Origin of the sequence: Arthrobacter rhizophilus (assembly GCF_026241105.1) — a bacterium.
GTDB lineage: Bacteria > Actinomycetota > Actinomycetes > Actinomycetales > Micrococcaceae > Arthrobacter.
Window position 1 is genome coordinate 107682 of the sequence record NZ_JAPFFT010000001.1, and the last position, 19213, is coordinate 126894.

Consider the following 19213-nt stretch of genomic DNA (forward strand, 5'->3'; position numbering starts at 1 on the left):
AGACCAGCCTAGGCGGGCGAAGACTGAGTGGATGTCATGTGCTCAGGCTTCCACGGCTCGTCACTACATACTCCACTGAGTATATTTCCACGCGCGCTTATCCGTGTCATACTACGGGCAAGATATCGAAATTTATTAGGGAGACATCAATGTTCAGTTTTACAGAAGGTGATGGATTCGATGGCAATTTGGCCAAGTTTCTGGAGCATATGAAAGACCTGGATCCGGTACAAGGTCAGATTCTAATTGATCTGGCTAGCACGATCTCCAGCGATGATACAATCGATCGCACTCGCATGCGGACTAGTTTTGATGCTGAAGTGTTGAAGCGGCTTGACGAAGAACCACTCGTCAAAGTAGGTGGAGAGACGGCGTGATTCGCTACTTCTTGTCTCGGCTCCAAATTGAGGGATTTCGCGGGATTAACAATGAGAGCGACCCGCTTGAATTGAAGTTCAAAATCGATTCCGTGAATTCAGTCTTCGCAGTCAATGCGAGCGGCAAGAGTTCTCTCTTCGAAGCCTTGTGCTATGCCGTCAAAGGTGACATTCCTAAGCTCAGCGAGCTACAGGCGGGAGACCGCGCGAACGAGTACTATGTCAATCGTTTTCATAGTGGAGGAAAGTCCTCAATAGAGATTGACTTCACTACTGACGAGTCTCCCGCAAACACGGTGACTATTTTAATCACCCGCGACGCAGCTGGTAGTCGAACAGTGACTAGTCCCACGGGTCACCCTGATCCTAAATCGCTGCTGTCGTCACTGGACGAAGCGTTTACTCTTCTGGACTATGGGTCATTCCAAAAATTCACTGAAGATACTCCGCTCAAGCGTGGAAGATCATTCGCTGCCCTACTCGGACTATCAGAGTATTCGAACTACCGGCAGTCTCTCAAATCGCTTTCTGATACCAGGGCGTTGCGCAGCGACCTTGGTATTCAGGGTCTCGAGGCTACAACCAGCACACTGACTCGAGCTGTACCGGCACTACTAGTCCGAGCACAAGTGGCCTACCAGGAGTTACTTGGCACGACGATAGACGACAGCGCAGATCTAGCTCTCTCTGCGACGGAAATCGGGGATGCGCTTGCTGCCATTCCGATGCTTAAGACTTTTTTTGATGGTGTCAATCTTCTTGACGCTGACTTCCCAGCTGTAGCTAAAGCCTTGGAATCCGAAGAAGGAGGTTTAAAGAAAACGCGACTCCAGACAATTAACCGGGAGATTGAGCTTCTGACACTTCTTGATCCCGATGCATCAATTGACGCGGACTTCGAGGACCTTGTTACTGAAGTGCAGACGCTTGAAAGTCTCCTAACTAGCACTCAGGGTGAGCACTACAAGCATCTCTTGGTTGCTGCGGAGGTCTTGATTCAGAATGACGAGCTCGAAGATGCAACCACTTGTCCTGTGTGCGGGACGTCGCTCGACGAGTCCATCGAGGTAATCGTTGAAGGGCGCCTTGCGCAGTACTCGGCAGTCGACGAACAGGTAGTCGTGCTCACGGCAAAATGGGCGGCTAGTACCTTTGCAGGTCTTCTCGATCGCCTTGAGCAGAGCGCGCTAATCGGATTAGAGCCACGACAGCGCCTTACGAGTCGAGTGCAAGAAGCAATTAGCAAGGGTGCCATCACAGAAACGATGATGTCGGGCTTCTTTGGTCATTATCAGGTTCTTGCGCAAGTCGGCATAGATAGGAAGACTCTTTTGGTGAAGGAGAAGGCCGACCTCGAAAAGGACCTTCCGCCCTCTTTGGTTGCACTCACGCGACAGGTCGATGCGGGACGGAGATTTCGAGATGCCTGGGTGGAGCACAGTCGCAACGGGATCGACTACAAGGAAGCAGGTCACAAGCTCGCAAAGCGTCAGGCATGGATTGAATTCATGACCAAGGCATGTGAGACGTTTGCCGATGCCGAGACCCGCATGACATCGGCCAAGGTAGCTGCTATTCGTACAGACTATCAGTCAATGTTTGCGGACATTATGAATACACAAGACATAGTACCTGAATTAAAGCGTGCCTCGTCGCGGGAAGAACTCCACGTAGAGTTGACTAAATTCCATGGATTGCCTGATATCTCTGCCCGAGCAGTATTATCTGAGAGCTACCGCAACGCATTAGCGATATCCGTATTTCTATCTGCTGCCAAGCGACACGAATCTGCGCCTCGGTTCATCGTTCTAGATGATGTGACCTCGAGCTTCGACAGCGGACATCAATGGTTCTTGATGGAACATATCCGCAACCACCTGCAGTACGGAGTGGCGAGTCCAGACGGCTTGCAGATTATTATCTTGAGCCACGACGGCCAACTTGAAAAGTATTTTGACAAGCTTGGGGGGACGTCCGGCTGGCATCATCAAAAGCTTCAAGGTTCTCCGCCTGTCGGAGCGGTCGTTACCCAAGCACAGGGAACTTCAAGACTCTATGGGAATGCAAAGGCGTTCCTTAGCGCGGGCCAGGTACAGCAGGCCGAGCCTCTAGTCCGTCAATATTTTGAGTTCAAGCTGACTGAAATTATTCGGAAGCTCAACATATCTGTTCCGCTCGACTATGCGATGAAAGACCAGACGCGCATGGTCTCTGGCTCAATCAAAGCAATTCAGGATGCTATAGATCTCCGCAAAAAGGCCGCACTTCTGGTTCTGGAGCCAGCACAAGAAGCCGCCTTCAGCACTCATCACGTCACTGGTTTGATTAGTAATTGGGTTAGCCACTATGAAACCTCCGGGGCTGCAGGGCTCAGCGCAAATGTCCTCTTGCGAGTGCTCGAAGACATCAATCAGTTAGCCGAGTGTTTTCGCTACGACTTCACAGATCCAGCGACCAGCATGGTTTCTCGGAAGTGGTACCGAACTTTGGAAACCAAGTAGCTAGCGCTACGCCGGCGAACCTCCTGCATCTCCACGCTCACTTCAATCGGCAGAGTACATGTCCAATATTTGTTTCACGACGAATCTGCCTTGTTGGTCACTCAGTATGTATTCACTTCCAGAAATTGAGTCGTACCTCTCCTGGATGTCTCGTGGTGCACCTTCGCCCATAAAGTGCGCGCCGTCCGATCCCAAACAGACGAGGTACGCCTTCATCTCGCGCTCGCACGACGTCGTGAAGGCATAGCGAGCACCTCCTTGAGCCTCCCTGGCTAGGAGCCCGGGGTAGAAAACGGCATGCTTACCGCACGGGGTAGGTAGGCGAATCATTAGGCCAACCTCTTCGCTGGCCGACAAGTCCGTCGCAGGGCGCCACGGACCAACTTCAATGTCTGGACTATCAGTTTCTACATTCCTCCCCCCTGCCATATTGACGAAGGTGTTGTCCTCTAACGCGTTGCCCAGCGGCCAACCAACGTCGCCAATGCTTGGCCATATCTTCGTGAGGGCATTCCCCATATTGAGATCCAGCTGGGGACCGGGATGCGTGAAGCGCACTCTCTGAAGCACAGCCTTTCCGAGGAGCACGGTCATGAGATACCCATGGGGTTCCTGATGTTTATCCCAGGGTCGCCCGACGGTAAGCGGCGCCACCCAAACTGATGCCTGGCGAGCAACTCCGTCATATCGTCCAATCCAGAATTGCGTCTTCGGTGTCGGCACCAGGTTCATCCGCTGCTCATAGAGGTGGCGGTACTCGTCCGCAGGTAGCCCGTATCCATTTTTGCGATCATCTGCCGTGGAGACGAGCATCGCCACAAGTGCGGTTTTGTGCGTCCAAGCCGAGAGCGCTCCTTGATCAGATGCGGCCAGGATCGCCCCGGGCTCACCGAGGATGAAGGGGTTAAGTACTCGTTCCGCGATTTTCTCCAGCTGGCTCATCCATCCGTTGTTGCAACTACCGCAGACGTCCTTCACCGTGCGCAGGAATGGAGGCGTCGTGCCCATATCTCGCGGGCTGCGGTTGATTGGACCGGCAACATGTAGGGCGGGCCGGCGGTCGAGATCTATCCGGCCCAGCCAGTCGCCAAACACGTGCTCACGAGTCAGGCTCTTTGTCTGGCCGCAGAAAACGCAGATACCCGCCATGTTTGCCCTCAGTGCTCCTTGGCATCTAGTCCCAATGCTGGCCCTCATTGTGGCATGCGGACGCATGTATCCGGCAGACTACATGCGGCGCACCGTTGAAATGAGCGTCCACGGGCTAGAGTCTGCATCAGCCCCAAAATCGTGGCAGCTCAGACGAGGAGAACCGACCATGGATCTTAAACATTTGAACGATGACCGTACCCGCGACTTGATGCTCCAAGAATTCGACCACGATCATGGGGCTGACCGAATTTATCGAGGCAAATATCTGTCGACATCGGGCATTTTCGCGTGGCCCCCTCTCCTCCGTGCAGCCCTCGAATCTCATGATCCTCAGTGGCTAGCCACACAAGCGACCCACCCCGAATACTGGCTCACTTCAGTCCCGCGTCAGAAAACTGACGGTACGTTCTCGATGGCTAAGGTCCCGGTTTCGGCTCCCAGCACGCTGGCCGAAGGCGAATTTGCGCGGTTCTACATACGTGCCGTAGCTCTTCGTGCGCTCGACGAAAACCTTCAGCTGCGGGTTGTGCGCATATTTCAAGTATCGGGACCAAGATCGGATTCTCAAGCCAAGTTGGGCACCATAGTAGACGGAGACGCACTTCTGGCTGACCTCCGGACCAACATAGGTGTCAAAACCGACTTAGGCATTCCAGGCGGTCCAAATTCTGGGCTAGGCGTAGAACTTTCGGCGAGCGATAACGGACATGTCGGGAAAACAGACACACCATAATGGGAAGCAGCCTACAAAATCGGGGTCGAGTGGTCCCAAGGACGCCTCATCGTAATTCCCTGTATGAGCAAACCTTTGCGGACGGTGTCCGCTGAAACGGAGTAAAACTCACCGAGGCTTGCAAGGGATTCGCCTGCGCGGTAGCGGTCACCGGCTTCGGTGACCTGCCTGGGCGTAAGGCCTCGAGGACGCTTGGTGATGCCATGGGCAGCGAGATGATCTGCGACGGTCACTCGGTGGACGCCATACTTTTTAGCCAGTTCCCCGACTTTCATGCCTTCGCGGTAGTCGTCGGCTAGTTGCGCGGACTGTTCATGGCTGATGTGTTTGGCACGCCGGGGGATAGGCGACGTGACATGCGCCACCTCTGGACGAGCCCCGACTTTTTGTATCAAGGAACGGAGTTTGACGGAGGTGCTACTTTGTTTCGAATAGGCATGTAGGACCCCCACCATATTGATAATGATTTTCATTAAAGATAAGATTCCACAGAGGTCAGCATGTACCGGTGCTGACTTTTTTGGTGCCAAAAAACGAACAAAACACGTAAGCCTTAAATTTAGGGGTCCACCCCACCCCTGTTGAATGGTTATATATGCATAAGGTCGCTTGGACACCGGTACGATATGTTCGGTTGTTCATGCACCCCTGTTGGCAATTGAAATAGTGTACCGATGCGAATAATCACGCCTTGGCAGAATTGCTCAAAATGGCGGCTGAATAAGCGATGAGACGGGCGACCGGACGCCCCGCAGAGTTGAGCTAGTCAATTTCATTGTCTGGTTGAAACCACCTGGTTTAATCCTTGACAGTTATGACATTTTATCTTATAGTCCGACGCAGCCGATATTACCATTCTGAGTGCCCAACCGCGGCAACGTAACTTGCATTGGTTTGGCGCTCAGAATGATGCGCTCCGCTCCCCAGGGCATGGGTTGTTAGAGGAGCTGCCATGAGACGACCACTTCAATACACCTTGTTCTTCCCTATCGGAATGGTGGTGAGCGTTGCGCTAGTCGCCGCAGCACACCAAGCCGTAACGCCGATATTTGGCATCTGGCCATCAACCGGATTGGCGTTAATGACCTTCGGAATTCTCTTTGCCCTGGTGTGGGCAATCGATCGGATCTTGATGCTGTCAAGACGAGTAAGGAGGCAACAGAGGTGAATGCCGCCAGGCCCCGTGGAAGTTCACGGGGCCTTTCGCTTTGTTTGTAGTGACGGGGATAGGCGAGCGACTGGAGACCATTTTGGCTTATATATGGCTCCGACCGGTGCTCCGTCGGTACCTTCCTGTAAACTCTCTCCAGCGCGCGGGTTCTATCGGGCTGTTCAATGCGAATGGGAAGCCGCATAATGACTGGTGAGGTGCATGGATTGATTGAATTTACTAACAGAGAAATAGCAACAGTCGTCGTGACCATTGGTGCAATCGCAGTACTGTTGATGATCCCGAAAATCAGAACGGATATCCTGCACGCCTTCCGCGGCCTCTTGAAGTTGGTCTTCAATCGCCAGATCCTTATGATCTTTGGGATCTATCTCGCCTATGCCGTCTTGATCATCTTCGGTGCGTCGAAGATACGAATCTGGAACGGCTCTCTACTGAAGGACACGATGATCATCGTGGTCATAACCGGACTTCCAATGCTCTTTCGAGCGAACCAAGTAAAGTCCGGTCCCGGCCTCGTATTGAGGACCATCAAGGAGACCCTAGGCATCTCAGCGATCCTCGTGTTCTACCTCGGACTCTACTCATTTCCGATATTGGCAGAGATCCCTCTTCAGATCTTCCTGGGCATCCTGACAATACTCGCAGCCGTCGCGCCACTCCAGAAGGAGCAGACATCCCGACGAGTTGGTATCGGTGCAAACGTGATCATTCTCAGTATTGTGCTCTGGCTTATCGTTCAAACAGCAGTTCACCTAGCCGCCACATGGAAGCCCGAGAAGGCGTCCGAGATAGTGTCATCCTTCGCCCTGTCGATCTGGCTGCCGCTGCTCCTTCTGCCGCTGATCTACGTACTGGCCTACTACATGAGCTGCGAAGGTATCCTCGTTCGCCTGTCGTGCTTGAACAACCAGGTCAAGCCGCCGCTACGGGTGAGAATCGCAGTAGTTCTCGGGCTGCATTTCAGCACACGTCTTGCGTCGTCCTTCGTTGGTGGGCGACCAAAGGACGTTGCTCAGACAATGACGTTTAAAGGCGCGCTCCACGCGATGAAGGTGTATCGAAGCGCCGAACGAGAAAGACTGGCAGTTCAACGGGCTCACGAGCAGCGGCTGCAGACCCTTGCGGGCGTGAGCGGTGTCGACGAAGCCGGCCGGCAGCTAGACCGACGGGAGTTTGACGCGACAAAGCGAGGACTTACGCGGCTTTTCTATAACCAAATGGGACAGCACCGAAACCGACTGGGACACTTCCAGACCGATCTTGCGATGGTCTACAGCGACTACGGCCTAGACAAGATTGCGTCGGACCCCGCCATTGAGATGAAAGTTCGAAAGGACAAACAGGCCTGGTATGCGTGGCGCCAGACTATTGGAGGGTGGTACTTCGGAGTTGGCGGTTCCAGCAATCTCGAAGCACACTGGCAATTCGACGGCCCCCAGCCTCCAACGACGTATCCAAGTGAGCGCAACCCTGCCTGGATTAACGCAACACAGACAGAGCCTTCCCTTGAATGGCGAATGGTCGATGGAATCTAATCAAGACGACAACGCTCATGTTCGCAAAATCCCCGTCCGTGTGTCATAGTGCGGCTCAGAAAGTTGAGTTGTCATGCAATGCCACGAGTTACCTATGAAACCTATCGCCAGCGACACCTGCAGCTCCGCCGGCTATGGCAAGAACGCCAGGGTGTCTTTGCGGCGGTCGATCCCATGGAGCAGTGGGATCTCCATGAGTACTTCCTCTGCGCAGATCGCCCAACCGAAGCGACGCTGCGTGCGCACTACGACGAAATCAAAGACGAGGGCTCTTCCCTGCCTCAGCGAGCCGGTAAAGTCTACGCCGCGCTGATGCGCAACATGGAGGCGGGCGTTCCTGAGACCCAACCGATCCAGCCACGAGTAGCTGGCCGCAAGCAGAAAGTACTGACTATTCGAAGCTTGGTCAGGCCACACGTCGATGTCGATGCTTACGTCGCTACGGTCATGCAGATTGTTGATCGCCTGGCGGAAGAGGATCCGGAGCAACTGCGCAAGATGACACGGCGTTAGACGCTTGACCGCCGGAAATTCGGTGTCACAATAATAGCTGAAGAATACTGCATTCATCTAAAGGCTATCCGGTCAATGGCCCGCCCTCGGAGATTCGGTTCTTTTCAATAACCAGAAGTAGCTGAATAAGGGGAGTTTAGTGCCGGATTTGCTAAGTGAACAAAACGAAATAGTTCTGGATAATGAAGACAGTATTGTCGTGACGAACAGCGCCAGTCAACTTCTAGTTGACTGGGCCAACGGACAGGACGGCTGGGTCCGAAAGATTGTGGCCCTCGTGCTAGCCACACGATCTCCTGTTGATAGTGAGTCTTTCGAGGACTTGTTTGCTCACTACCTGGCCGAGAAAAGACTCTCGGAAACTGAGCCCGCCGTTGTTCCGGCCATCCAGCTCCTGGACGCCGCTTCAGAAGACGGTTCCGTACTCAAGCTTCTTAGCCTCGAGAACGTCCAAGGTGTCAACGCTCTGGCTTCGAACCAAAACATAGCTTTCAATGAAGGCATTACAGTTATCTTCGGAGAAAACGGCGCCGGTAAGACCGGCTACACGAGGATTCTCAAGCGAATTGCCAAAGCGCGTTCGGCCGAGGATATCATCCGCAATGTGCATAATGGTGCTATATCCAATATGCCGTCGGCGGAGATTGGTTGGGCGCTGGATGGGGTGGCTGGGTCTTCTGTGTGGTCTAATGAAGAGGGTTTTGCACCGCTCGATCGCATGGATGTTTTTGACTCGCCGTCTGTGCTAATGCATCTCGATAACGACCTCAGCTACGCATATACGCCCGCTGACCTTGCGCTTTTCAAGTATGCGAGCGATGCCATTAGTCGAGTCTCTGAGCTGGCGGCAACCAGCATTGAAGCAAAAAAGCCCAAGAAGAACACATTCCTGCCACTTTTTGGACGCGGCAGCAGTGTCTATGCTCTCGTTGAGACGCTGGGTCCTGCGACTGACCTGCAGGGCTTGAGGACTCTCGCTGAGCTGTCGGATCAGGAAGCTGCCGATCTAACAGCTTTGCCGGATATTGTCGAAGCACTCAAAGGCGACAGCGTTCGAGCTCAGCTGACGGTTGCCAACAATCGTCAGTCCGTTAATACACAAATTCTAGCTCTTGCAGCGGCCTTGGCTAAACTTGATCGCGAAAAATACAACCAGGCAGTTGGGGACTTGAAGGCCGCGGAGGATGGGCAGCGGAAGCTCAAGGCAACAATCTCTGAACACCACGAAATACCTGCAGCCGACAGCGATGAATGGCATGTGTTGATTACTGCGGGCGACAACTACCGCAAGCACCTTCATCTGGACGACTATCCGTCCGATGTGGACACCTGTCTGTATTGCAGGCAAGCCCTATCGCCGGATGCACTCGTACTCCTCCAGACGTATAAAGACCTCGCCAATAACGCGGGTCAACTGATGATCGGCCAGTCTAATCGGCTTCTCGATGAATATTCGCGGGACATCCTGGCCTGCGATCTTGAGCGCTTGGAGCGCGACATTGAGACGCTTGGCGCGATCCCGGACGACGATGAGCACATGAAGGCTGCAACCGTTTTGGTTGCTGCGGCAAAGAATCTCTCGACTGAGCTGGTTGCTAAGCGCTCACTAGGTTCAGATCCCATCGCGCCACTCCTAGCGCCGGCAAGCAAGGAGGCTCAGGCGAGGATAGACGCAAGTGGGAAGCTGATAACTGAACTTAACCAGCGGTCTGCCGACCGGACCGCGAAGCTTGCGGAATCTCAAGCGAAACTACTCAACCTGAAAGCCAGATCAGTACTGAACGAAAACTTCTCGGACATCGAGACCTATGTTGAAGATACAAAGTGGGTCGAGTCTCTGCGGATTGCCGCAGCTCGAATTCCGTCTACGCAAGCTGGTCTGACGGCAGTGGCAAAGCAGGCAAGTACGTTGTTGCTCAACAACAACTTTGACACCAGGTTCCAGGAAGAATGTCGCAAACTTAGAGCACCGGAAGTGCAGCTTGATTTCCCTGGTCGCAAAGGCGCCAGCCGACGAGTGAAGACAGTAACCAGTCACAAGCCATCTGCCATTCTCTCAGAAGGAGAGCAGAAGGTCATCGCCATGGCTGACTTCCTCGCGGAATCTTCACTTCGCTTCGCCTCTTCACCGGTGATCTTTGATGACCCGGTGAACAGCCTTGATTATCGCCGTATTGGCGAGGTGTCTTCCAGGATCGCTCGCTTGGCAGAAGAGCGACAAGTTATCGTCTTCACGCACAACATCTGGTTCGCGACCGAACTGCTGTCGCGATTCGACAAGAACACGACCCATTGTAGCTATTTCTCTATTCAAGACGATGGTCCGCTTAAGGGAATCGTCAGCCCGGGAACACACCCGCGATGGGACACTGTCAAGAAGATGACAGGGAAAGTGAATGCAATTCTTCAATCGGCCAAAGCAGCAGAAGGCGAAGCGCGAGAAGCACTCGTCGAGAAGGGCTACAGCCTTGTTCGATCGTGGTGTGAGGTCGTCGTTGAACAAGAATTTCTACAGCAAGTCGTCCAGCGCTATCAGCCAAACGTCATGCTGACCAAGCTTGACTCGATCGATGGGAAAAAACTGGATGAAGCTAAGAAAGTGATTGTCCCGATTTACGAGAAGGCTTGTCGGATTATGGATGGTCACTCTCAGCCACTGGAAACGCTGTCCGTTAGACCGAAGCTCGAGGAGTTGGAAGCTGAGTGGAAGCAACTTCAGGAAGTTCGCCCCAAGGCTTCGAAATGAGTAGGTGCTCATACGAATTCCGCTCATGATTTCCGTGGTAGCGGATGCTCCCACGGACGTCGCATCGTAATCCCCTGTCGAAGTAGGGCTTTTCGGACGGTGTCGGCCGAGACCTTGAAGGACTTACCTAGAGCAGCCAACGATCCTCCAGCTTGATAGCGGTGGATCGCTTCCTCGATTTGTTCGGTCGTAAGGCCACGGGCTCGCTTGGAGATTCCACGAACAGCGAGGTGATCTGCGACGGTCACCCGGTGGATGACATACTTTTTGGCCAGTTCGCCGACCTTCATGCCCTGGCGGTAGTCCTCGGCCAGCTGCGCGGACTGCTCTTCGCTGATCTGCTTGGCACGCCGGGGGATAGGCGATGCGACACGCGCCACCTCTGGCCGGGCCCTGATCTTTTGCATCAAAGAACGAAGTTTGACGGACCCGCTGCTTTGTTTCGAATAAGCATGTAGGACCCCCACAGTGAAGGCCCTTTGACCTGCGGAAACGTGGGACTGGAGGGCCTTTCTCGTGGCCAGTTCTGAACCCACCCCACGGAAACCACACGCTTTCGGACGAAAACCTCCGGCAGAAGACGGCGCTCGTTGCCGCTTGCTTGCACTCAAATACGACCGGGTGCAGCGAGTTGCGAGTCTGGTGACGATGTACTAGATCAGAGGACCCACGATGTAGGCACTCCGAGCTGAGGAGAGGCCGGGGAAGGTTGTTTAGCACCTGTTTCGGCCAATCCGAACGTATTGAGACCGACAAATCCACCCACCCTTGGGGCCTGGTGACGGGAAGGAGGCCCCGTTCCTATGCCGTTGGACCGTTGTCAGATTCCTGGCCACCAAACTGCTCAAGTGCGGCAGTGAGGTCCGGGGATTCGGTCGCCTTGGCAATGTAGTGCTTTTCCGTAATGGCTGTTCCCTGAATGGCCGGGTTGCGCGGCGGCATGTTTGGAGCTGTCACGACACCCCGCCGGCTTAACGTGGAGTATCAATTCATCGACGTCTTGACGAAGACTTGCAACGTCTCTCTTGGATTGCGCGACGCCGCGGATCATTCAGAAGCGGAGCGGAAGTTCATTGCTTTTCGCGCGATGTCATGCGCGCTCGGCGTTGGACCTTTGATTGCACAGTTCGTCGGTACGCATCCGATCGCTGCGTTGTCCGCCATCAACGCAGCGCCAGCAGATTCAGAGGATCCTCTCGTCATGCCGTCGCCGCTATCCGAAGTGGGGAGGAGCCGGTCGAAGTCTGGTGGAACCGACCGACGTTGGAGCTGCTCCCAAGTGGCACGGAAGTGTTCCTCGATTCGGAGAGCGCTCAAGCTGCGGCCGTACTCCTTCAGACATGGGTTGACCTATGCGATCGGCTGCCGAGGCCGCGGGTGCTTGAGGAGGTTCTCGTAATGCCCCGGTTTCCATGTCCTATCCGCAAGCGACTATGTCCATTTGGGGGCGCCTGAGTCGCTGTTTCCCTCGGTACAGACCGGCCCACGCTTTTGATCTCCGTGCCGAACTGGACTGACCAGAATTTCGACACCGCCAGGTGCGGCTGGTTGGGCCCCCGTTAGCAGTCCAGCGTTTATGCGATAGCTAGTTGGTTTTCTTGCGTCCAGTTTTCCCAGTAGCGTTTCGGCGTCATGCCGTTCAGGGATCCGTGGGGCCGTTCATGATTGTAGATAGCTTTCCATTCCTCCGCCAAATACTTCGCTTCGGCCATGGTGTCCATGATTTCTCCGGAGAGTTGTTCCCTTCTGAATTGGGCGTTGAAGGATTCGATGAAGCCGTTCTGCCAGGGTGATCCCGGGTCGATGAATGCGGTGTCGACGCCGGCGGTGTTGCACCAGTCGATCAGCGCCCGGGCGGTGAATTCCGGCCCGTTATCGCACCGGACATAGGCCGGTGCGATGCCGGTTTCGGCGATGATGTCCTCCAGCACCGCCACCACGTCGGAGGCCTTGAACGACCGCCGTGGGATGACCGCCAGGGCGGTGCGGGTGTATTCGTCGATGACGTTGAAGAACCGGATGTGCCGCCCGCAGGAGGTCACGTCGGACTGGAAGTCGAAGCTGACCACATGCATCGGATATTCGGCCGTGAGGCGCTTCTGTTCCCCGGCGCCTGGGCCGGTGCGGCGCTTCTTCCGCGCCTTAGGTTTGCAGGTGAGCCCTTCCTCTCGCCAGAGCCTGCGGATCCGCTTCCTGTTCAGCGTCACGCCATCCCACTCCGGGCGGGCCAGCAGGTGCCAACGGGCCTTCCGCCAGCCCCACGCCGGATGCTTGCCTGCAACCTCACGCAGGGCTGCGCGAAGCCGTGCTTCCTCGAAGCCCATATCGGGTTTCTTCTTACGGAACGCTGACCGGTTCTGCCCGATGAGCTTGCACGCGAAGCGTTCGGACGCCCCGAACTTCTCCACCGCCATGCGCACGGCACGGCGGCGGGGTTCGGGGCTCAGAATTTTCCCTTCGCCACCTCGTTGAGGATGTCGATGGCCAGTTCCTTCTCCGCCAGCAGCCGCTTGAGCCGGGCGTTCTCCTTCTCCAGCTCCCTGGTCCGTTTGGACGCCTCGGCGTTCTTCTCGGACCCGTACTGATTCAGCCACCGGTACCAGGTCGCCTCGGTGACCTGGAGCTCCTTGACGACCTCTACCATCGGGCGCCCGTCATTGAGCATTTTCTGGCCCTGCCGGACCTTGGCGATGACCTGCTCGGGGGTGTGTCTGCGTGCCATGATTCGTGAATTTCCCCCTGCGTCCATTCTCGGACACGAAACTCACACAAACACTGGACTTCTACCCGGGGACCCAACCACGGCCACCGCTCGGTCTCCCGGCTGAGCATATTATGCGCGGCCACCTCGGCCTGCGAGATGGCATTGCCCCAGTGTTCGACGGCGAGGTATTGATAGCCGCACATCGGCTGCGGTGCGCGCGCTATGTCGCCAGCGGCGAAGACGTCATCGGTGACCAGGCCGTTCGCGGTCGAAGGCGCGGCAGCAACCGTCGCAGACCGGGAAAAACTGTCCTTCACTCCACGGTTCTGGATGTGGTAAGCACGCTCATCCAGAACTTCGCGCCCCCCGCCGGTGCCGGCCCACAGGCCCAGGATGTCCTTCTCGCCGGCCAGGGTGACACCAATAGCGGCGTAGACAGGGCGGTTGGCGACCTCTGCCCGTCCCGGACCGTGTCCTGGAAGCGTCTCCTGGCCCGGGCATTGACATGGCCAGGGCGCGTTAACCACTTAGGGGGCCGCCGTTGAGCTGCGTACGACCAGACGTGGCTCGAGCATGTGTTCGATGACAGGATGGGTGGGGTTGGTAAGCCTTTCGAGCGCTGTGATTCCGGCGGTCCGTCCAAGCTCAAGCGCGTGGAGATCTACGGAGGTCAGATCGATTCCGTGGAGTCTGGCGGTTCTCGAGTTGTCGTAGCCGACGAGGGAGAGGTCCCGTGGGACTTCAAGGCCGTGTACGTAGGCGCTCTCGCGGACGCCGAGCGCTATCTCGTCGTTGTGCGCGAATACGGCGGTCGGCCGGTCCAATGCTCCGAAGAGTTGATCGGAGACTTGCCTTGCCGCTTCATGGGTGTAGTCGTGGGCAAACACCACTTGCGGTACGAGGCCGGCTTCGCGCATGACCTTTTCGTAGGTCTGCCGACGCTCTTCATGGCCTTCGTGCGTTGGTCCGGTCACATGGGCAATGCGGGTGTGTCCGAGCCTGAGCAGATGCTCGGTAGCGGCTTGCGCGCCCGCAATGTTGTTTGAATACACGCTGTCAACGCCTTCCACGCGCCGCGTGACGTTCACGAGGGGCACGTTCCTGGCGAGTTCCTGCACGTGCGCGTCAGGCTCGAGGAGCGTCGCCGCGATGACGACCCCTACCCGGGCTTCGATGAGCGAACCGACCGATCCTTCGTCGACGCTGCCTCTGGAGTGGGAAACGCTGAGGATGAGGCGTTTCTTCATAGGGGAGAGGGCCTCGCGCACTCCGCTGAAAATATCAACGTAGACCTCATTGCTGAGGTCGAGAAGGAAAAGACCGACGGTAGAGGGGCGTTTTCTTGCCAGGTCCGCAGCGGCTGCATTGTGCCGATAGCCAAGAAGTTTTGCCGCGTCGAAGATTGCCTGCTTAGTCTCATCGCTCACGCCAGGTGCCCCGCGGAAGGCAAACGATACGAGTGTCCGAGACACGCCCACCTCGCGCGCAACATCTTCCTGCGTGATTGAGTGAAGCCGCCCTGAAGGCTTATGGAGAGTCACACGCGCAACCTGCACTGCCAAATGGTGCCGAGAACATGAAGTCTTTTCTACCTTACATTTTGCTATCTAATAAACGGGAGGTGTCTAACTCACCTTGAGCCATCACCAGAGGGTGGCTGGATTCAACAAACAAGGGCTAATGCATGACCTGACCGCCGCTGACGTTCAGGGCCTCACCGGTGATTTCGCTGGCGGCGTCCGAGGCGAGGAAGAGAACTGCGTTCGCAATGTCATGGGGCTGCTGCATTCTTCCCATGGGCATGTGCTCAGTCCAGTTGGCCGCGGCCTGATCGCGGGTGATTCCTTTTTCTTCCTGGAGCTGGCGGACGTTTTCCTCCATCATCTTGGTCATGATGGCCCCGGGGCAGATGGCGTTGACGCGCACTGCCGGTGCCACTTCAACCGCGAGGGAGATGGTAAACCCGAGGAGCCCGGCCTTGCTCGCGCTGTAGTGGGTGATGCCTGCGTAGCCCACCTTTGCGGCCTGGGACGAGATGTTGATGACGACTCCCTGGCCCCGTTCCAACATCCCTGGCAGGACGGCCCTGGTGAGCAGGATCGGGGCCCGCAAGTTGATGTCCAGATTGAGGTCGAGCTCCCGGTCGCTGAGCTGGACCAGGTTGCGGGATCCGCCGACTCCTGCGTTGTTGACGAGGATGTCGATGCCGCCGAGGCGGGCGAGCGCCTCGGCGGCGGCCGCTTGGATGTCCGCGGCGTTGCTCAGATCGCAGACGACCGAGGTGGCGCTGCCGGGACCGGCTGAGGCGGCCACGTCGACGCCCTTTTTCAAGGCTTCCCCGTCGCGGCCGAGCAGGATGACGTCGGCCCCTGCCTGGGTGAAGGATGAAGCGATGGCGAGGCCGATTCCATCTGCCGCGCCGGTGACCAGGGCGCGCTTGCCCCTGAAGTCCCAATTGCTTTGCACTGTGTCTTGTTCTCCGTTCAGCTGCATGAGGTGCACCTTCCCTGCGGCGGCTTGACTTTGCTCCGCATCATCAACCGCCGCAGGGAGCCGAATAGGTCTGACCGGCGGGGCCAGGTCAGGCGAGTGCCCGGCCCTGGCGGAATCGTTTGATGCCTTCGGCGCCTTCAACGACGGCGGCGGTGAGCTCTTCAACGGAAGTGTCTTCCCGGCGGATGTCGAGGATTTTACGGCCGTGGTTCATGACGATGTGGCGATCGCAAACCTTGTAGGCGTGGTGGAGGTTGTGGGTCACAAGTACCGAGCTGACTCCTTCGCTCTTGAGCTGGAGGAGGTAGTTCAGCAGGGCTTCGGTGGCCCTGACGGCGAGTGCCGATGTCGGCTCGTCGAGGATGAGGAGAGATCTCTTGAAGTGGACGGCTCGAGCAATCGCCACGGCCTGGGCCTGCCCGCCGGAGAGCGATCCGACGAGCTGCTTCGCGCTCTTGATGCCCTCGATGTGGACGACCGAATCGAGGATCTCGGTGGTGATTTCGTCCATCTCCTTGATCTTCATGAAGCCGAACCGGTTGGTGATCTCCCGGCCGGCGAAGATATTGCGCGTGATGGACATCGTTGGTATGAGGGCCGAGTCCTGGAAGATGGTCTCCACTCCGCGGCGCTCTGTTTCGGGCCGGGTGACCTTGGGCAGTTCCTCGCCGTCCCAGAAGTACTGTCCGCTGGTCATCGGTACGACGCCGGACATGATCTTCACCAGGGTCGATTTGCCTGCACCGTTATCACCTAGAAGACCGACTACTTCTCCCTTGCCGATGGAGAAGGAGACGTCCTTGAGGACTGTGTTGGGGCCGTAGTTCTTGACGATCTTGTCGATCCGGAGGAGCGCTCCGCCGTCGGTGGTCATGCTGGAGGCGGTTTCGGTGGCTTGGGAGGTCATGATGCTTTGCCTTCCATGAACTTGTTGAATACCGCGGCGATGACGATCGCGACGCCGAGGAAGAGTTGGACGTAGAAGCCAGGGGCCTTGGCCAGGATGAGGCCGTTCTGGATGGTCTGGATCAGGGCGGCACCCACAATCATGCCGATGATCGAGCCGCGGCCTCCGGTGAGTGAGCATCCGCCGACAACTGCTGCTGCCACCGCAAGAAGCGTGTAATCCGCGGTCGTCCCCGGCTGCATTCCCGAGGTGCGGCCCACGATAAGGACTGAGGCCAGGCCGACCATTAGCCCGAGGAATGCGAAGGCCTGGAGTCTGACCGCGCGGGGCTTGATCGACACAGCGGCCGCGGCGGCCGCATTGCCGCCGACGGCGTAGATTTTGTTGCCGGCCTTGTGCCGGTGCAGGTAGAACCAGGCGACAATACCGATGACGACCATCCATACGATCTGTGAGCGGAAGTAGCCGTAGTCGCCCGCAAGGATGTTCACCGCTTCCGGCGTGCGGACGCCCGGGAGGAACGTTGCCGGGGTGAGGCCGTTGATGAAGATCGACGCCCCCGTCCAGAAGAAGCTCATGCCGAGCGTGGCGATGAAGGAAGGGATCCTCGTGTAGACCACGATGAGACCGTTCACGATGCCGATCACGATCGTGCTGGCCACGGCTGCGAGCAGGCCCACTACCCAGTCAGTCTGGTTCGAAACGCGGATGAACACGACGCCGGCGAAGCCGATCATTGCACCGACCGAAAGGTCGAACTCGCCGCAGATCATCAGGACGCCGACGCCGATGCCCAGGATCGCCAGTGCAGGGATGCTCTGGGACAGGACGCCGGACAGGTTGTCCTTGGACAGGAACGGGAACGAGCCAGGGCTCACGGCGCTGTAGACCGAGAACGCGGCAAGGATGACGACGAAAACAACGCCGATCTCAAGGGCGCCGCGGCCCCGCAGGTAGTACAGGTTTTCCTTCAGTTTGCCCGACAGCGTGGTGGGCCTGCTGTCGGCGAGGCGCCGCCTTGTCGGCGTCTCGTCCATGGCAAGCGCTGGAGTCGGGAGCGGTCCGCTCGCGACGGGTTCCGTCGGATTCTTGATATTGGCCATCTCGGCTCTCTCAATTCTCTGTGTTCGGACCATCTAGCAGGCCCTGGTGTTGCTGTTCATGTGACGCGAGTTTGGTGTTTGTATGCGGGGCCCGGAGCAGAGCCCCGCATACGACGCGGCGTTTCGTTACCAGCGGACGCCCTGCAGGTCCTTTGCCTTGAGGTTGTCCACGTTGGTCTTGTCGATGAGGCCGTTACCGCCGGAGTTGATGTCCGACGGCGAGAGCCCGAAGTCCAGCTGGAGGCTGGCCTGGAGGACGGTCTGGAACCCTTGGACATAGCCCTGTTGGTCGGCGGTGGCGATGATGCGGCCAGAGGTGATGCCGTCGATCACCTGCGGGGAAGTGTCAAAGCCGATGATCGGGGCCTTGACGCCTGCGGCGTCCTCGGCCGGCACAGCATTGCGGTGCGGAGTGCCGCCCAGCGGCACAACCGCCTTGACGTCCTTGTTGGCCGCCAACCACGAAGTCATCGAGTCGAGGGCAGCCCCGTCTTCAGCCGAAGTGCGCAGGTAGGTGCATTTGGCGCCTACGGCCTTGAGTGCGTCTTCCACGCCGCCGCCGCGTTGGATGGCGTACTGCTGCGTGGGCTCTTCGGCGGCGCATAGGACCTTGTCCCCTGCGCCAATCTTGACTTCCTTCAGCAGGCGCTGGCCGACAAGCTGGCCGACCTGCTTGAAGTCCTGACCGACAAACGCCTTGATGCAGGACTTCGCGTTGGCAGACGGGGGAACGTTGAAGGCGTACACGGAGATCCCTGCCTTCGAGGCCTCGCAGGCCGCCCCTTCCCAGGACGGGTCATTGAAGGGCACGAAGATCGCCGCGGGCTTGTTGGCGATGGCGGAGTTGATGAGGTCGCCCATCTTGCTCGCGTCCCCTCCGGCGGTCTGCTCGGTCATTTTCAGGTTGCCCAGCTGGGCTGCGTCCTTGGCTCCGGTGGCCATCTGGTTCCAGAAGGCGTCGCCGGCAGGGTCGTAGTAAGTCAAGAAATATACTGACCGGTTTTGAGCATGGCTACCGAAGCCGTCCTTAAGAGCGGCACTGGATGAACTGCTGGCGGAGCTGTTGCTGCTGCATGCGCTGGCGAACAGAAGAACGGCAGCTCCCGCGGCGGCCAGGCCGACACGGGTTGCCTTCTGTCGAGTGGTGGTCTTCATTGACACGTCCAAGTCCTTTCGTGGCCCCGCAAATCCGCCTGCCCTGGGCGGTGACGGGTTTCCTGCACGGACGCCCTGTGGCGTCCATCACAACTAGTAGACGTTTCGCGCGTTAGATTT

15 protein-coding genes and 1 pseudogene are annotated in these 19213 nt (G+C 57.1%); 5 read left to right on the forward strand and 11 right to left on the reverse strand.

Annotation, left to right across the window (positions count from 1 at the left end; genetic code table 11):
- Window positions 1–149: 149 nt before the first annotated feature.
- Together OOZ51_RS00460 and OOZ51_RS00465 are read left to right on the forward strand one after the other, a co-directional pair.
- On the forward strand, window positions 150–377 hold the full coding sequence (locus tag OOZ51_RS00460; protein ID WP_265976924.1) for a hypothetical protein: 228 nt from the start codon (window positions 150–152) through the stop codon (window positions 375–377).
- On the forward strand, window positions 374–2878 hold the full coding sequence (locus tag OOZ51_RS00465; protein WP_265976925.1) for an AAA family ATPase: 2505 nt from the start codon (window positions 374–376) through the stop codon (window positions 2876–2878). Before OOZ51_RS00460 ends, OOZ51_RS00465 begins: the two co-directional genes overlap by 4 nt.
- Window positions 2879–2920: 42 nt before the next feature.
- Here OOZ51_RS00465 and OOZ51_RS00470 read toward each other — a convergent pair whose 3' ends face one another.
- Together OOZ51_RS00470 and OOZ51_RS00475 are read right to left on the reverse strand one after the other, a co-directional pair.
- Window positions 2921–4027: a hypothetical protein gene (locus tag OOZ51_RS00470; RefSeq protein WP_265976926.1), complete on the reverse strand. Its 1107-nt coding sequence runs from the start codon at window positions 4025–4027 to the stop codon at window positions 2921–2923.
- A 747-nt stretch (window positions 4028–4774) separates the two neighbouring features.
- Entirely contained in the window at window positions 4775–5236 is a 462-nt protein-coding gene (locus OOZ51_RS00475; RefSeq protein WP_265976927.1) for a helix-turn-helix domain-containing protein, read from the reverse strand.
- Window positions 5237–6140: 904 nt separating this feature from the next.
- On the opposite strand from OOZ51_RS00475, the gene OOZ51_RS00480 reads away from it, so the two are divergent.
- The 3 genes from OOZ51_RS00480 (at window position 6141) to OOZ51_RS00490 (ending at window position 10731) form a co-directional block, all read left to right on the forward strand.
- Window positions 6141–7472 (forward strand): hypothetical protein, encoded by a 1332-nt coding sequence (locus OOZ51_RS00480; RefSeq protein ID WP_265976928.1) that lies wholly within the window; start codon window positions 6141–6143, stop codon window positions 7470–7472.
- 78 nt (window positions 7473–7550) lie between these two features.
- Complete coding sequence (locus tag OOZ51_RS00485) at window positions 7551–7985, forward strand: hypothetical protein (RefSeq protein WP_265976929.1); 435 nt, start codon at window positions 7551–7553, stop codon at window positions 7983–7985.
- A gap of 139 nt (window positions 7986–8124) precedes the next feature.
- Window positions 8125–10731, forward strand: a complete 2607-nt coding sequence (locus tag OOZ51_RS00490) for an AAA family ATPase (protein WP_265976930.1) — start codon at window positions 8125–8127, stop codon at window positions 10729–10731.
- Window positions 10732–10754: 23 nt separating this feature from the next.
- On the opposite strand, the gene OOZ51_RS00495 is transcribed toward OOZ51_RS00490, so the two are convergent.
- The 9 genes and pseudogenes from OOZ51_RS00495 to OOZ51_RS00535 form a co-directional block, all read right to left on the reverse strand.
- Window positions 10755–11138 carry a helix-turn-helix domain-containing protein gene (locus tag OOZ51_RS00495; RefSeq protein ID WP_265976931.1) on the reverse strand — a complete coding sequence of 128 codons (384 nt, stop codon included), beginning with the start codon at window positions 11136–11138 and terminating at the stop codon, window positions 10755–10757.
- 394 nt (window positions 11139–11532) lie between these two features.
- Window positions 11533–11688, reverse strand: a complete 156-nt coding sequence (locus OOZ51_RS00500) for a hypothetical protein (RefSeq protein ID WP_265976932.1) — start codon at window positions 11686–11688, stop codon at window positions 11533–11535.
- Between the two features lie 617 nt (window positions 11689–12305).
- A protein-coding gene (locus tag OOZ51_RS00505) for an IS3 family transposase (RefSeq protein ID WP_265976933.1) occupies window positions 12306–13453 on the reverse strand; the annotation gives its coding sequence in 2 pieces (ribosomal slippage) (window positions 12306–13180 and window positions 13180–13453; 1149 coding nt in all).
- 267 nt (window positions 13454–13720) lie between these two features.
- A pseudogene (locus OOZ51_RS00510) lies at window positions 13721–13904 on the reverse strand (transposase); the annotation flags it as partial.
- A 58-nt stretch (window positions 13905–13962) separates the two neighbouring features.
- The gene (locus tag OOZ51_RS00515; protein ID WP_323054644.1) at window positions 13963–14991 is read right to left on the reverse strand and encodes a LacI family DNA-binding transcriptional regulator; all 1029 of its coding nucleotides are present in this window, start codon (window positions 14989–14991) and stop codon (window positions 13963–13965) included.
- Window positions 14992–15112: 121 nt separating this feature from the next.
- Window positions 15113–15928: an SDR family NAD(P)-dependent oxidoreductase gene (locus OOZ51_RS00520; RefSeq protein ID WP_265976935.1), complete on the reverse strand. Its 816-nt coding sequence runs from the start codon at window positions 15926–15928 to the stop codon at window positions 15113–15115.
- 88 nt (window positions 15929–16016) lie between these two features.
- Window positions 16017–16835 (reverse strand): ATP-binding cassette domain-containing protein, encoded by an 819-nt coding sequence (locus OOZ51_RS00525; protein ID WP_265976936.1) that lies wholly within the window; start codon window positions 16833–16835, stop codon window positions 16017–16019.
- Window positions 16832–17938: an ABC transporter permease gene (locus tag OOZ51_RS00530; RefSeq protein WP_265976937.1), complete on the reverse strand. Its 1107-nt coding sequence runs from the start codon at window positions 17936–17938 to the stop codon at window positions 16832–16834. The genes OOZ51_RS00525 and OOZ51_RS00530 overlap by 4 nt, the downstream gene beginning before the upstream one ends.
- Before the next feature lie 126 nt (window positions 17939–18064).
- Window positions 18065–19093, reverse strand: coding sequence for a substrate-binding domain-containing protein (locus OOZ51_RS00535; RefSeq protein ID WP_265977290.1), 1029 nt, complete (start codon window positions 19091–19093; stop codon window positions 18065–18067).
- Between the last annotated feature and the right edge of the window lie 120 nt (window positions 19094–19213).